Source organism: Paenibacillus sp. JT22N15 (assembly GCF_059383755.1).
Genome location: NZ_JBXENV010000006.1, coordinates 132,372 through 147,297, shown reverse-complemented (window position 1 = coordinate 147,297; position 14,926 = coordinate 132,372). Strand labels below are relative to the sequence as shown.

The 14,926-nt window shown below is 43.4% G+C and carries 13 protein-coding genes; all 13 read right to left on the bottom strand.

The annotated features are described in order from the left end of the window. Positions 1-8: 8 nt before the first annotated feature. Positions 9-917, bottom strand: a complete 909-nt coding sequence (locus AC50X8_RS13455; protein WP_494880061.1) for a formylglycine-generating enzyme family protein — start codon at positions 915-917, stop codon at positions 9-11. Positions 918-1,043: 126 nt separating this feature from the next. Then, positions 1,044-1,685, bottom strand: a complete 642-nt coding sequence (locus AC50X8_RS13450) for an endo-1,4-beta-xylanase XynA (protein ID WP_056034536.1) — start codon at positions 1,683-1,685, stop codon at positions 1,044-1,046. Between the two features lie 346 nt (positions 1,686-2,031). Beyond that, entirely contained in the window at positions 2,032-2,745 is a 714-nt protein-coding gene (locus AC50X8_RS13445; protein WP_056034532.1) for a DUF7832 domain-containing protein, read from the bottom strand. A gap of 228 nt (positions 2,746-2,973) precedes the next feature. Beyond that, positions 2,974-3,378, bottom strand: coding sequence for an SMI1/KNR4 family protein (locus tag AC50X8_RS13440; protein ID WP_056034528.1), 405 nt, complete (start codon positions 3,376-3,378; stop codon positions 2,974-2,976). 140 nt (positions 3,379-3,518) lie between these two features. Continuing rightward, on the bottom strand, positions 3,519-3,923 hold the full coding sequence (locus AC50X8_RS13435) for a DUF3224 domain-containing protein (RefSeq protein ID WP_056034526.1): 405 nt from the start codon (positions 3,921-3,923) through the stop codon (positions 3,519-3,521). 71 nt (positions 3,924-3,994) lie between these two features. Further along, positions 3,995-4,621, bottom strand: a complete 627-nt coding sequence (locus AC50X8_RS13430) for a type 1 glutamine amidotransferase family protein (protein ID WP_056034523.1) — start codon at positions 4,619-4,621, stop codon at positions 3,995-3,997. A gap of 117 nt (positions 4,622-4,738) precedes the next feature. After that, positions 4,739-5,701 carry a helix-turn-helix transcriptional regulator gene (locus AC50X8_RS13425; RefSeq protein ID WP_494880060.1) on the bottom strand — a complete coding sequence of 321 codons (963 nt, stop codon included), beginning with the start codon at positions 5,699-5,701 and terminating at the stop codon, positions 4,739-4,741. A 258-nt stretch (positions 5,702-5,959) separates the two neighbouring features. Continuing rightward, the gene (locus AC50X8_RS13420) at positions 5,960-6,724 is read right to left on the bottom strand and encodes an ABC transporter permease (protein ID WP_494880059.1); all 765 of its coding nucleotides are present in this window, start codon (positions 6,722-6,724) and stop codon (positions 5,960-5,962) included. Then, the gene (locus AC50X8_RS13415) at positions 6,717-7,643 is read right to left on the bottom strand and encodes an ABC transporter ATP-binding protein (RefSeq protein WP_494880058.1); all 927 of its coding nucleotides are present in this window, start codon (positions 7,641-7,643) and stop codon (positions 6,717-6,719) included. The genes AC50X8_RS13420 and AC50X8_RS13415 overlap by 8 nt, the downstream gene beginning before the upstream one ends. A gap of 102 nt (positions 7,644-7,745) precedes the next feature. Continuing rightward, complete coding sequence (locus AC50X8_RS13410) at positions 7,746-8,441, bottom strand: response regulator transcription factor (protein ID WP_056034511.1); 696 nt, start codon at positions 8,439-8,441, stop codon at positions 7,746-7,748. Between the two features lies 1 nt (position 8,442). Beyond that, positions 8,443-9,354, bottom strand: a complete 912-nt coding sequence (locus AC50X8_RS13405) for a sensor histidine kinase (protein ID WP_494880057.1) — start codon at positions 9,352-9,354, stop codon at positions 8,443-8,445. Between the two features lie 361 nt (positions 9,355-9,715). Then, positions 9,716-9,949, bottom strand: coding sequence for a GNAT family N-acetyltransferase (locus tag AC50X8_RS13400; protein WP_056034505.1), 234 nt, complete (start codon positions 9,947-9,949; stop codon positions 9,716-9,718). A gap of 283 nt (positions 9,950-10,232) precedes the next feature. Beyond that, entirely contained in the window at positions 10,233-14,771 is a 4,539-nt protein-coding gene (locus tag AC50X8_RS13395; RefSeq protein WP_494880056.1) for an S-layer homology domain-containing protein, read from the bottom strand. Positions 14,772-14,926 lie beyond the last annotated feature (155 nt).

Below are 14,926 nucleotides of genomic sequence, written 5' to 3'. Positions count from 1 at the left end.
TTCCGATTTTATTGGGCCCGGCTCACACGAAAACCCTGATCCGGGCCAATCCCATTTGCCTCAAACTTTCCCCGATAAGATAACTCGTTGTTTCTGACGTCGCCGATCCAACCGCCGCCCTTTACAACCCGGAAAGAACCACTCTCGCTATCCAAGTCCCCATCTCCGTACCAGTTCCAGCACCATTCCCTTACATTACCTGACATATCGTAAAGGCCTAGCTCATTGGGTTTATGGGCACCGACAGATTTTGTTTTATTTTTGTTGCTTTCTATAATAGTCCAGTTCCATTCTCCTGATAAGTATTTGTCTCCAGCGTTTTTCCAATACCAAGCTACTTCATCTATATTATTGCTCCCGCTGTAGGTGTAACTGTTGCTCACCTGGCCTCCACCTGCGGCGTATTCCCACTCCGCTTCCGTCGGCAATCGGTAACCACTCGCTCCCTCATTGATCGTTACTGTCCATTTTAGATTATCGTGATCACTCTTATTATTCGGATCTTTTTTATTTTTGTCTATCTCGTAATACGGTTTCAGGCCCTCTTTTATACTTCGTTTATTACAGTATTCAACAACATCATACCAACTTACCATTTCTACCGGTAAATTGTCGCCCTTGAAGCCCGAGGGGTTGCTTCCCATAACCTCAACCCACTCTTTTTGAGTTACCTCATATTTGTCGATATAAAAGCTCGATATAGTTACACTTTTTCCATAAAAGTTGGACTTCGTATTCACAAAAATCCCACCTTCTACAAAGACAAGATTATCATTGTTTTTATTGTTTTTATTGTTTTCATTATTTTCATTGTTTTCGGTCTTCTCAGCCTTCTCGGTCTTTTCAGGCATTTCTTGCGAGCAAGCAATGACTACCAATAATATTGCTGGCAAAAGGAAAATAAATCGTTTTCTCATTACTATTTCTCCTTTAAACGAATAGGAAAAGGATGCAGGCAAATATCTATTGTTGAAATAGATAAGGCCGCCAGCTGTGAGACCGGCAGGCCTTAGCAAGCAATATTTATAATGAAATGATGCCTGTTACCACACCGTTACATTAGAGCTGCCGCTGCTTTGATACCCCTCTGTCGCAAATACCTGGTAAGTCCAACTGCTCCCCAGATACATTCCTTTACTTTGCCATGCATTAACGTGGTTGCTGAACGTGATCGCGGAGTTGACCCCAGTTGCTCTCTTCGACTGGCGGACACTCCAATACTGAGGGAAGGTTTGTGTACCGTCGATGGATGGCGCGTTGTATCGCATAGTCGTATAAATGTCATATGTGCCTCCGTCGCTGGACACGGTTCCTTTATACGTTCCGGTAGGACGATACGTGCCCCAACTGTCAACGACGTAATATTCAATTAGCGAGTTTCTTGTCCACCCGTAGAGAGTCAAATATCCATTGCCAGACGGCGCCCAGACGCCGGCATTATAGTTAACTGTCCGGTTTGGCGATCCGTTAATCCAGCCTTTTCCAACAACGAAATTCCCGACATTTGACCATGTAACACTATAATTGCCGCCGGATCCATTGACAGCATTTACTGTTCCGCCGCCATCAGTCCAATTTTGCCAATAGTCTGTCGCTGCACTTGAGGTTGCCGAAAACAAGCCCAAGCTCATAGAAGCTGCAAGGCATACCGTCAAAATTTTCTTATTCAGCTTTAATTTGAACATAAGATACCTCCTCATTTTTTATCGTTATTTGCCTATGTGTTATGGTTTCTTCTCTATGCAGCACAACACTTATCCTGTGTCATGTCTCGCCATCATCTTACTATCACCTCCTTCTTAAGGTAAATTATAGCAAGTAAGCGCATACATTAATACATTGTAAATTATAGGTTTTCCCTTCATTTTCTAAGCTTATTATTAACTGAGCAGGCTGTGTCGCCGATTACAGATCTGACCTCCATGCCCGTTGCCTTGCTTTTCTCGGTCGCCATGGCTATATGCGTTTTGTATCAAAAAAAAAAGGAGTCGGCACTTTAATGCCCTCCTTTTGCACCGTAAAACTACATTACTAGCCTCCCGATTTTTTGCGACGTTTCCAGTCCTGATAACGCTCCGTAATGATCGGCTCGATGATGTGATAGTTTTCAATCGAATCTTCTACATGGTAGATTGTCGGCAAGCCGGCCGCCAATCCATTTGTGAAATCAACGGCCGTATAGATGTCGTTTTGGATATTAAGATATTCGCGGGCAAACGCATCTGCCTCATCCGACAATTCGTTCGAGCTAAGCACGCCATCCCAGTTTTTACGATAAAATTGAGCTCCGGTCATCTCATCCCTTTTGACAAGCTCAATTTCCGCTGCATCTTCTTTGCGGCTTCGTTTGCTGAGCAGATCATTTTTGATTATCCAAGCTATGAACATGCCCGACGGAACGTAAGCTTGGTGGTGCTCCAACTCTTGCGGAAAATCGCCATCGTAATGCCATTTCGCTTTGTCGTAGACGTATTTTTCTTTTTCTGCGATCTGAAATAAAATATCTCGCGGTTCTTCCACAAAACCTTTATCCCTCAGTTCATCAGCCAATTCGTTCAGTCGATCGATCGCTTCCTGTTTGACGGGATACGGCTCGTATGTCGGGTTCATCGTCTTCTTGTCGGGATACAGCCGGCCTTTAATGATATTAAGAATATAAACTTCTATTCCTTCCGTAATCGTTAAATGCCGATAGTCTTTAAACGTCTTTCCCTGTTTGGTTAAAACCAGCTCGATCTTGCTCACCTTATCGATCACCTCATCATATTTCAGGTTGCTTCCTTGTCACAAAATGCTCAACCTTATTGACTCTTCCTATATCAATCCTACCTGCAACCCCCTGAAAACATCTATTCCTGTGGAAACATGGCATGTTTTTCAGAGCCTTCTAAATACCCTTGATTCTCAAATATGTTCCAAATTTCTTCTCTTTGGAGCGTCCAATATGTGCCGATTTCCTATCTCTCCTATTTTTTAAAATATGGTGATGACGAATTCCTCGAAGGTGGCTTCCTCTCTTGGATTGATGGATAAATTATCATCATGCCATATTTCAACAATAGCCCAATTATCCGTTATTAAAAAACCTACGGCATCTCCAGCAAAATTATCCCCAAACAATAACACATCCTTCAGTTCTGGATGCGAGTCCTCGTCGTAAAGATGGCCTAAAATTTCGTCCACCTCAACCAAACCGCTATAAAAATTAAAATCGTTACGGTTAACTGTCCCATAGCCAACTTCCCTTAGGAACGCAATATAATCTTCGGGGATGCCTTCTACTTCTAGCTCTCTTTTTATTTCAGCTTCAGATAAAGCTTCAAAGCTATGACTTGAGGCATTATCTCTAATTAGACTCTTAATGTTGTTATATCTCATAGGCTTATAGCTACCCCCTATAATTAGTTTTATTTATGAATCCATGTTGTAAAATAAGCATACCAATTCCCACCAAATTAATATATAAATAAGTCGGAAAATGAAAAAAAGAACCTCCTGTCCAGGAAGTTCCCCGATTACTATTTTGTTAATTCGAAATCTAATACCAATTCACTCGTGTGACCGAGAAAATGATAGTTATAGCTTCCGATTAATTTTTCCAGCTCTCCTGTGCCGTTAATGATTTGAGCGGGGCTATCAAGAGTACCGTTATCAAACATACCGTTTTCACAAGCTGTAAACGTTCCATAATGTCCATCGTAATGACCTTCAAAGTGCAGGAACCCCGCAATTTTGGATTTGGCCTTTTCAGCATCCTCCATATGACTATCTAAGTAATACAGCAAATATTCTAAAGTTGCTTTCCCTTCCAAAATACCTTTAATTTCGTATTCAACTTTTGCAGTATTAACGGGGAAGTTGCTAAGATTATTTTCAATGGGTTGTTCCTCCCACTTTGTTACAGTAAAAATGGCTGTTTTCATATCATCACTCTTTCCTCAAAATAGGATCATTAAAATTAGTTTGAAATTGAGACAAGACAATTCTTATATCTTCACAGAATGGCATTCATCAACTCATAGAAATACTTGGATTCCTGCGTCTTATTTAGACTATACCAGGCATCTAATGTTTCTGATGAAAACACATCGAGCGCTCTCAAGACATGTACAGAAAACTCCAATGGTGCTATACCAGATGCTGTGATCAGTTTTCCATCCGTTACAGCTGGCTCCATATTGTAATATTTTTCGCCCGTATAATTGGGACAGATCATTTTAAGATACTCCAAATCATTGCTTGTATGCCAGCGTGAATCCAACAGCCCCGTCTGGGCAAGCCCGATTGTAGCCCCACAAATCGCTGCCACTAATGTCCCTGCCTTTAAACACCTTTCCGCCGTTTCTAAAATGGGTTGGTGAAAGGTTTCTGTCCAAGTATCTCCACCGGGTAAAATCAATGTATCCGTGCTTTCGATGCTGCACTCATCCAGTCTGATGTCTGGCCGTATTTTCAATCCGCCCATTGTCGTTACAGGCGTCTTGTCCATTCCCACAGTAATGATTTTGGATGGAGCCAGCCCTTTTTTATAATATCTTCCCGAGTTCAGTTCGGCAGTTAAATAACCGATTTCCCAGTCTGACATCGTGTCAAACACATAAAGATAGACCGTATTCGTCATTTGCAAGTTCCCCTTATTTTACAAGTCATCAAGGAATACCACCCATCCATGCATCGGCAATCCATGATTATCCTCATTATAAAATAGCTTCACTGACAGCTGCTGTCAGTGAAGCTATTAAAGCCGATAATATTCCATTAACTCCGACGCAACAGCAACAAGCCTGTCCTTCAAACTCTGTGGTTCGATGACTTTAATGGATTTCGCATAGGATAGCAGAAAATAAGGGACATGTGTCTGAATGGATGTTTCCTCAAGTAAGAAGATGGCTTGATTGGCTGTCCGCTCTTGCAGATGATGCCCCAAAAACCAATGCAAGCATAAGTCATCCAATGCCTCTGATCTGCCTTCAATCATTAAAGAAATCAACCCAGCCTTACCCACTAAATCCGGCAATAGATTTTGCATAAAAAATTCACGGGCCGAAAAAGCTTCGGGACGCTTAAAAAGAAGGGGAGTCCGCTTGATTTGCACAATCCGATCTGCCCGGAAGCTGCGAATCTCCTTCCTTAGATGGCAAAATCCAACCGTATACCATTTATGGTTCCAGTTAACCATTCCATAGGGGGCTATCACCCTGTTCTTAGGTTGATCTTCACGGCCTGTGCGATAATCGATTTCTACAGCGTATTCATTTGCTACAGCCTGCTCCAATTCCGCCAATATCGGCTGAACCGAAGGGTATCCGCTGCGGTTTATCACTTCAAAACCGGCTAACTGGCGGCTAAGCATACTTTCCTGCTCCTCATTTGAATACATTCTCAATTTGGAGGTCGCATTGCCTAATGCCTCGCTTAAAGGGTATCCGGCTTCTTTGGCAAAAGCAGCCGCATGAAGGAGCGCCTTTTTCTCTTCCATATCAAATAGCAGAGGGGATCTGATAAATTGATTGAGCAAGCGATACCCGCCATTATGACCTGTGTCGGATATGATCGGCACTCCACTAGCACATAATGCATCTATATACCGATAAACGGTCCTTATATTTATTTCCAGCTTCTCGGATATTTGTTTTGCAGTCATTTTCACGCCCGAATTCAGCATCCAGAGAATGGCCAGCATATTATCGTTTTTTGGCATAACAGGAACCCTCAGTTTCTATATAAATCTCAAAATAGTCTTACCATGCACCCCACATGTGCGGAGTACCACAACCCAATCAAAAAACTGCACCTCTGTCCGTTTCTTAATTAAAAGTATGGTGGAGCTAGGCGGAATCGAAGCGCCAACTAATCTAAGCCCCCGTGCTTATTCTAACTTCAAGTATTCATTTTTTTCTTGGGGAGTGTAACCAACCAGTTCGTCCTCCCATCATTGTTAGTTGCACAGCCCTAAATACTATTTCAGATCCTCTTTGATCTTATATTTGATGGCTATAAATGAAAATATAACTATAAAAACAATCGACACGCTAGCTACATGAACAAGATCATTTATATTATCAAAATCTCTTGCGCTTAAGATCGTATTAACTATTAAGAAAGAGGACAAATGAACGTCATCAATGATGGATTCCAAGACAGTTACAATCATTCCAAAAACATTCAACGATAGAACAAATCCAACTACAATACTAGCAATCAAGCTTTTACTAATAATGGAGATGCATAAGATTACAATTGAAAATGCCCAATGAAGTAAAAATTGGCCGATCAACAATTTCGCAAAATAACCCCCATCTCCAATCATTGCATGGTTAAAGAAAATTGATCTTCCGATCATATCCGCAGCGATCATGACAATAAATGTAAGCAAAGTGAATAGGCCTGCAATTAATATTTTTGAAATAACAGTGTACATCCGCGCACGCTTCATCGAAATGTAATTTTTATAAAACCCAGAGTTATGTTCACTCATATAGAAGTAAACAACGAATACAGCAATATAAATCAGCGGCCACAATGGGATTTGAGACATCATGACTTGGATGAACTGACTTTCGTTCATCGAGCTGATCAGCATAACCCCACTTTCTCCGGGCTGCTCGTATTTCCCCAACATAAATATACCGAATATTTGAAAAGCAAAAAAAATTAACAGTAATATATAAATCATTTTATTTGATTTAAAACGGTGAAAGTCCATTTTGAGAATATTAATCACGGCTCCCACCCTCACTTTCTATCCGCGCCAAAAAATATTGTTCTAGGCTTTGTTTATGCTTGATAATCGAATGAACAGTTATGCCGCTTTCAACTAAGGTCTTGATGATATGTTGGTTCTCAAGATGAGCATCATATACATACACCACACGCTCACTAATGACTTTGTAATGATTAATATGCAATTTTTGTTCTAAGATGGGAACAGCCGAGCTTGCTTTATCCACTTCTATTTCAATACGATCTTCGCATTGAAGCAGCAGTTGCTCCCTTGAATGGTGTTCGATGATTCCTCCTTGATGTACGATTGCATATTGCGTCGCTACTTTCGACAACTCTTCCAAAATGTGACTTGAAATAATGATGGTCATTCCCGTTTTATTCAATTCCAAAATCATGTTTCTAATCTCAGCAATTCCTTGCGGGTCCAAACCGTTGATCGGTTCATCCAAAATCAAGACATCTGGGCTTCCAATTAATGCAGCTGCAATTCCAAGCCTTTGCTTCATGCCCATTGAATAATTTTTCACCTTGGTCTTGTTCGAATCTTCCAATCCGACAAGCTTCAGCAGCTTGTTAATATGCTCTTTCCGATTAGTCAATCCATAAGAGATCGCGATTAATTCCAAATTTTCATAGGCAGTATGATGGGGATATAACCCTGGATTTTCAATGAGTACGCCTATTCGTTCAAAATAAGGGTGATTATCCTTCACTGGACGATCAAATAATTTAATTTCTCCTGAAGTCGGGGATATCAATCCAGCAATCATCTTTAGCAAGGTGGATTTTCCTGCTCCATTTTGGCCTATCAAACCGAAGATTTCACCTTTGCCTATTTTAAACTCTACCTTACGCACTGCTGTTTTCCCTTTAAATTGTTTGGTTAATTGACTTACTTCAATAATTGCTTCAGCCATATTCGCACCTCCTTGTCAATAAAATAACAAAAAGAAGCTAACATATCGTCAATAAAAGATTAAGAAAGTTCAAAGAAGATTAGGGCCGGTTTAAGGCACTCCCTATGGTGCCAGCCTGAAACCAATGCCCCAAATGGTGTCAATATAAGCCTCCTCGTCAACCCTTTTGATTTTATTGCGAATATTGCTAATGTGAACGGTAATGGTTTTGTCCTCACCTATGTATATATCTTCCCATGCAAGCTCATACAGATCCTGCTTTGTAAACACTCGGGTAGGATTCTTAAGCAGCAGCTCAAGGATCTTGTATTCCTGTCTTGTAAGTTTCAAATCAGCTTGATTGACGCTAGCGTTCATCGTTCCGCTATCTAAAAGTAGATTTTTATGTCGATAGCGAGTGGCAGAATCCGTTCGGGAGGTTCGTTTGACATGTACATTGACTCGGGCAAGCAATTCCTCCACCTCAAACGGTTTCGTAACATAATCAGCGGCTCCCAACTTAAACAGATTTAATTTATTATCCAATTTGTCCTTGGCCGATAGAACTATAACTGGTGTGTCAGAGCTTAATTCTATTCTTAGCCGATGCATAAAATCTTCCCCCGAGAAGCCAGGAAGCATGAGGTCCAAAATAATAAGCTGATACTCGTGATGAGTGACGTTCATGATTCCCTCACTGCCAGAATACGCTTGCGTGCATTGAAACTTCTCTTTTCGAAGCACATCATAAATAATATTGTTGATATGCACGTCGTCCTCGACAATTAGAATTTTGGGGTGGTTCGTGTCATTGTACACGTCAACTCTCCTTTACGATTTTCTTAAAAGCTAAGCTGATGCAAAACTGCTCATCGTTCAGGTCAGCTTGCACATAACCATTCATTTTCTCCATCAGTGATTTCACGATAAAAAGTCCCAGTCCTGAAGATTGGTTCGTACGCGACGGATCTGCTTTGTAAAAGCGAGTAAATATGTTGTCAAGGCTCAGCAGATGATTTCGCTTCAGTACATTGGAAAAATGAAACAAAACCTCGTCCTGCTTCTCCTCATAACGAATGCTTAGAGCACCTTCACTGTGCATAAAGTAATTTTTGATCACATTCTCAAATACTCTTTCCAACGCACTTTCATTTCCCACTATAAATAGCGGTGCTTCCACCATGCAGATGTTTGGTTCATAGCCACATCGCAAAAAATCGTCGATAAAGGTAAACAGACGTTTATTTAACACTTTTATCACATCAACTGGCTCAGGCTCCAAGATGTAATCTGGGTTTTTCAGTTTCGTATATAGGAACAGCTCGTCAACAAGTGTAATAATCTGTTTCATTCTAGTCTGTGCCAGACTAACATACTCTGTTTTTTCTTTAAGATACTCGGATCGTTCCGCCAATTGCAGATAGCCGTCAAGTGAAGTCAGCGGGGTTCGTATATCGTGGGACAAGCTCATAATGGTCGCGTGAATTTCTTCCTTTTGTTCGATAAAATCTTGCTTCAACTTTCGTTGATCACGAAGCATTGCATTACATAAATCGATTAACCGATGAATTTCTTTTGGCTTAATTTGTGTTTGTATCATTTTGAATGAATGATGGTCTGATATAAAAGATAATTGGTTGCCGATATCCTTAATTTGGTTTTTGTAATACACAAGGTAAACGGATTGAATGATTAAAGCAGCCAGTATGACGATTAAAACAATATAAAACATAGAATCACTTCCTTTCTGACACTTGAACCATCTCGTTCTCCTGTATTTCAACTCTCTAACTCTTGGAAATTTGTACTTGAAGACTATATTCAATAATTTATAATTATATCCTTCAATAACGGTCTATTTCGACAACATTCAAATTTATACACTAGTTATTGTCTCAAGAAGGTACCATTAAAGCAATAAACCACATAATAATAGTTTATACAGTACATGTAGCCCAGACAGTATACTGCCGGGCTTCAACTTGCAGGAAAATGTGGCTCTTAGCTGCTAAATTCTTACCAACAACACACAGCACTCCACATGACTTGAGTGTCAGTCACTGTACCTTAGTTCGCGATTGATATCTGGTTTGCTAGAGGACATATTCCATTTGACGGTCATAAGGCTCGTATTCGGCTAACTTCTTATCAATCTCTACGGCATCGATGCATCCGACATTCGTGTAGAACAATTGGGACTCCTCTGATGAATGCGCCGAAATATACAGTTTCCGCGCTCCCATTGCTCTAGCCTTGTCAGCGCATCGCTCAAACAGCTTCTTTCCTATTCCCTTACTTCGATGCTCGTAGGAGACATGGATCTGCATCGTATTCTCCTCGCTTTTACGCTTTTTAACCGAACTTCATAACACCCTGAAACAAAGTGCTTAGAACTAAACATATTTATTGTATAGGAATCAAGTGCATGAAAAAAGAGGGATCATCCACTCATACATCTCCCATTTATTTGTCTACATCCCGTAATCATACCATGATTCCTAACATAGTTTATTGGCAGAATGACTTGTATTTGCTCCAGAAAAATAAGAAATCCTGCCATCATCCAGCAGGAAGCTTGATAGATGGCAGGATATTCTAAGGAATGGCTGCTTAAATCAGATCCGATTTTTGCAATAATCTCTGGATGATAGTTGCAACCTCGGCTCGGGTCATGTTCCCCTTCGGAGCAAGTAAAGCCCCGTTTCTTCCAAATACAAGGCCAGCCTGCACATTGTCCGCAACGCTGCTTTGTGCCCATGCGGCCACTTTCGCTGCATCTTCAAACGGACGAAGGGCATTATCTGCCGATTGCTCGAGCCGCGTGTCCTTCAGGTCAGTTATCGCCATCGCCTTGGATAGAATAACCATTGCTTGTTCTCTCGTAATTTTGTCATTCGGCCGGAACGTGCCGTCTTCAAAGCCGCTAATAAGCCGGTATGAATACGCCGTATTGACCGCGCTGCTATACCAATCGGACGACAACACATCCGAGAATGGTGTTGCTCCATTTTCCAGCTTGAGTCCTAATCCGCGAACGATGATCGCTGCAAATTCGGCGCGGGTAATTTCCAGATCAGGACTGAACATCCCGTTGCCCGTTCCGTCGACAACCATCCGGGACCCCATGTCGTTAACGGCATTTTTCGCCCAATGATTTATCATATCGCTAAATTCGAGCGGATGCCATACGACCGCATACTCGCTGTTGGTCAAGCTATTGATTTGAGCCTCATATTTCCCGTTCATATTTCGGATTTTAGTCGGCACATGGCGTACGGAGCCATCCGGCTCAACGACAACTCCTGTCGTAATCTTGCCCGGATCAACGCCATCCGGAATCGCAATCGTTCTCTCCACATAAGCGTCAAAAATCGTTACTTCGAAGATCTTATCTCCATATGCAGCTCTCACCGTAAAGCTCAGCGGCTGGCCGACAAGGGTGAATTGGCCTTTGGCTGCTGCGTTCTCCACAAGCTTCAACGTATCCGTTGTCGGGATGGCAATTTCAATCTGCACTTTAATGTCTTGCAAGGCTATTAATTCGCCAACCTGCTTGGATATAGCATCGATATTGATTTGGCCTGCTGGAAGCGTGTATGTTGCATTTTCGGTTTTGAACACCAGAACAGCTTGTTTGTCCTCCATGTTTTTCACCATTTGGCCATTCAGCTCTCCAACGAAGATGTCGGATTTTTGGTCAATCGGAATCGTGACTATGGCATGCTGCCCTTCCGCAGCAAGTCTCTCATCCAGTTTTTTCTGATCCACAATCACCGTTATTTCGGTTTGATTGTTTCGCTTTGTAACCGTAGCGGTACCCGCATTCTCAACTTTCCCGTTAACCAGAATATTCACACCGTTGTTTGCAGTGTTCGTATTTCCCGATGTCGATGGAGCAGAAGGCTGAGATGGCGTATTTGATGCTGTTGGAATGACTGTATTCGATTCCGCAGAAGCAGCGCTCCTGCCCGCATCATTAATCGCTTTTACCGTAAAGGTGTAGCTTGTTCCATTCGTCAAGCCTGTGAGCGTAATTGGACTTGCTCCTCCGATCACGCTGATATTTCCCGGTGAAGCGGTCACTTCATATCCTGTAATCGCACTTCCGCCATTATCAGCAGGAGCCGTAAAGGTTACGACAGCTTGTCCGTTGCCCGCTACTGCGGATACGTTAGCTGGCACTCCCGGGATGGTTGATGAAGTCGCGCTTGTTTGGTTCGACCCCCCGCTCAAGCCGCCTACGTTTTCTGATTTTACTACAAAGTAATAGGTCGTACCGTTGACCAAATTTTGTGCGCTGTAAGTAGGTGATGTGACAATCGCCACTTCAACGAGGTTATTTGGGTTAGGATCCGTTGCCATGTAAACACGGTATTGGACTGCATCCGATACTGCACCCCAGTTCAACGTAACTTGACGGTCGCCGCCGACGGCCACAAGATTTTGCGGATTTTCGGGAGCATTCGGCAAGTTCACAACTTGCGTAACGTTAAATATTACAGGTGTCATATGATCTGCAGTTACGGTTACCGTTGCCGTGTAGGTGCCTGCTGGCAAGCCATCTTTCGCATGAATGTCAAAGCTTGTTGATGCGCTGCTTGTTAAAGTAGAATCTGGCTGTGTCACTACAAAATCATCAGCGTTTGCGCCACTAAGCGCTGTCGACAGGTTCAATAAATCTCCAGTTCCAGTATTCATGACTGGAATGGTTTTAGTCTCTTGGGTACCTGATTCGTATCCCTGAACTAGTGCAGCTAACGTTTGATCCGTGATTGCAGCGATTGAATAGGAAGCTGCTGCTGTGACGGTAATCGTCGATGTTCCTGTTTTGCTGTTATCTATCGTTGATGTTGCCGTGATTGTGTAATCGCCAGGCGTGGCATCCTGTGCGACGGTTACATTCCCCGTGCTGTCTACCGACACCTTGTTGTTCACGTCATCGCTTATCCAAGTGACCGTCGTCGCCGCTCCTCCTACTGCATCTACCGTAGCTGTTAGCTGCTCGCTTCCTCCTTGTACGACGCTTGCGGTGCTTGGACTCACGGTTACGCTGTTGATGGCTTGCGCTACTGTGACGGTAATCGTCGATGTTCCTGTCTTGCTGTTATCTATCGTTGACGTTGCCGTGATCGTGTAATCGCCTAGCGCGGCGTCCGATGCGACGGTTACATTCCCTGTGCTGTCTACTTCCACCTTGTTACTCGCGTCATTGCTTGTCCAAGTAACCGTCGTCGCTGCTCCTCCCACTGCATCTACTGATGCTGTGAGCTGCTTGCTCTCTCCTTGCACAACGCTTGCAGTGCTTGGACTCACGCTTACGCTGTTAACTGCTGGTGCCGCCGTTACGGTAATTGTCGACGTTCCTTTTTTACTGCTATTCACCGTCGACGTTGCCGTTATTGTGTAATCACCGGGCGCTGCATTCGCTGCTACGGTTACATTCCCCGTGCTGTTCACCGTCACCTTGCTCGCATCGCTGCTCGTCCAAGTCACCGTCGTCGCTGCTCCTCCTACTGCATCCACCGCAGCCGTAAGCTGTCTGCTTCCTCCTTGCACAACACTTGCAGTGCTTGGACTCACGCTTACGCTATTGATAGCCGGCGCCACTGTGACGGTAATCGTCGACGTTCCTTTTTTGCTGCTATCCACCGTCGACGTTGCTGTGATTGTGTAATCACCCGGCGGGGCATCCGCTGCTACGGTTACATTCCCCGTGCTGTTCACCATGACCTTGCTCGAGTCGCTGCTCGTCCAAGTCACCGTCGTCGCTGCTCCACCTGCTGCATCCACCGTAGCCGTGAGCTGTCTGCTTCCTCCTTGCACAACGCTTGCAGTGCTTGGACTTACAGTTACGCTATTAATTGTCGGAGGCACAGGTGGCACATAACTGGACGTCCGAATTTGAACAGCCGTTCCGTTCGTCTCCTGCCACCCAACATATAAAACATTGTTTAACGCTGCTGCCGCAGGATATTGTGCAGCTCTCGAGACATTTACGTTCAAACCATTGACTCCGTTTCCATCTGCGCTCGTCCAACTCGTACCGTCATACTTTTTGACCCGGATTTGAAAAGCCGTTCCATTGTACTCCTGCCACACTGCATATAAAGCGTTATCGAGTGCCGTTAACACAACATAGTTTGCTCTGTAATCAGTCTGCTTGTTTATACCGTACATCCCGTTGCCGTCCACACTCGTCCAAGTGCTTCCGTCGTATTTCTTGACTCGAATTTGATTATCCGTCGTTTCGGCTATTTCGTCCCACGCCAAATATAAGGCATTGTTGAATACAGCCAATGAAGTATTGGCTCCGGTTTTTGCCACATTCACATTCAAACCGGTCGTGCCACCGCCGTCAATGGACGTCCAATTCGCCCCATCATATTTTTTGGCCCGAACTTGAACAGCGCTTCCGTTGGTTTCATACCACGCCAAATATAAAGAACCATTGTATTCAGCCATTTTAGGGGCAGCCGCGCTCATTGAAGTATTTACGTTCAAACCGTTCATACCGCCGCCGTCAGCGCTTGTCCAAGCAGTGCCGTCATACTTCTTTATTCGGATTTGACTTGCGTTGTTGTCGTTAACCTCACTCCACGCTGCATACAAATCATTGTCGTGTACAAGCAATATAGGGTTTGATGCTCCTCTTGAGGCATTGACGTTTATCCCATTTGAGCCATCATCAACGCTCGTCCAGCTCGCGCCATTATATTTCTTCACCTTTATTTGATTAATGCTGGAGACTGAGTTTCTTTCAACCCACGCGACATATAATTCATCCTCAAAAACAGCCATAGCAGGGGTAATCGCCGCTTTGGAAGGATCTACATTCACTCCATTTGCCCCGTTACCGTCGACGCTCGTCCAGCTCGTGCCGTTATATTTCTTAACACGTATTTGGCTCGCCGTTCCATTCGTTTCCTGCCATGCTTCATATACTTCGTTATTGAATACAGCTAATGCAGTGTAGTTGCCATCTCTTACAGGGTTCACGTTCAAGCCATTCGTACCGCCGCCATCCACCGGCGACCAGCCGGCTGCTGCCCAAGCCGTACCTCCGCTTGCTAGAAGCGGCATTAAAAGCATAACGGCAAGTAAAAGATGTACCGTTTTTCGGATTTTATCGTTATTTCTACGCTTATTCATTACTGGGACCAATCTTCATCTTCCTCTCCGCATTTTCATTCTGTCACATAGCCCACATTATCTAGCTCAGCATATAGGAAATCACCTTAAAAAAACCTTAAAAATCGACAATTTTCTACATCAAGCGTAAACGGCTGTCGCCGTCCTCTGGCGGC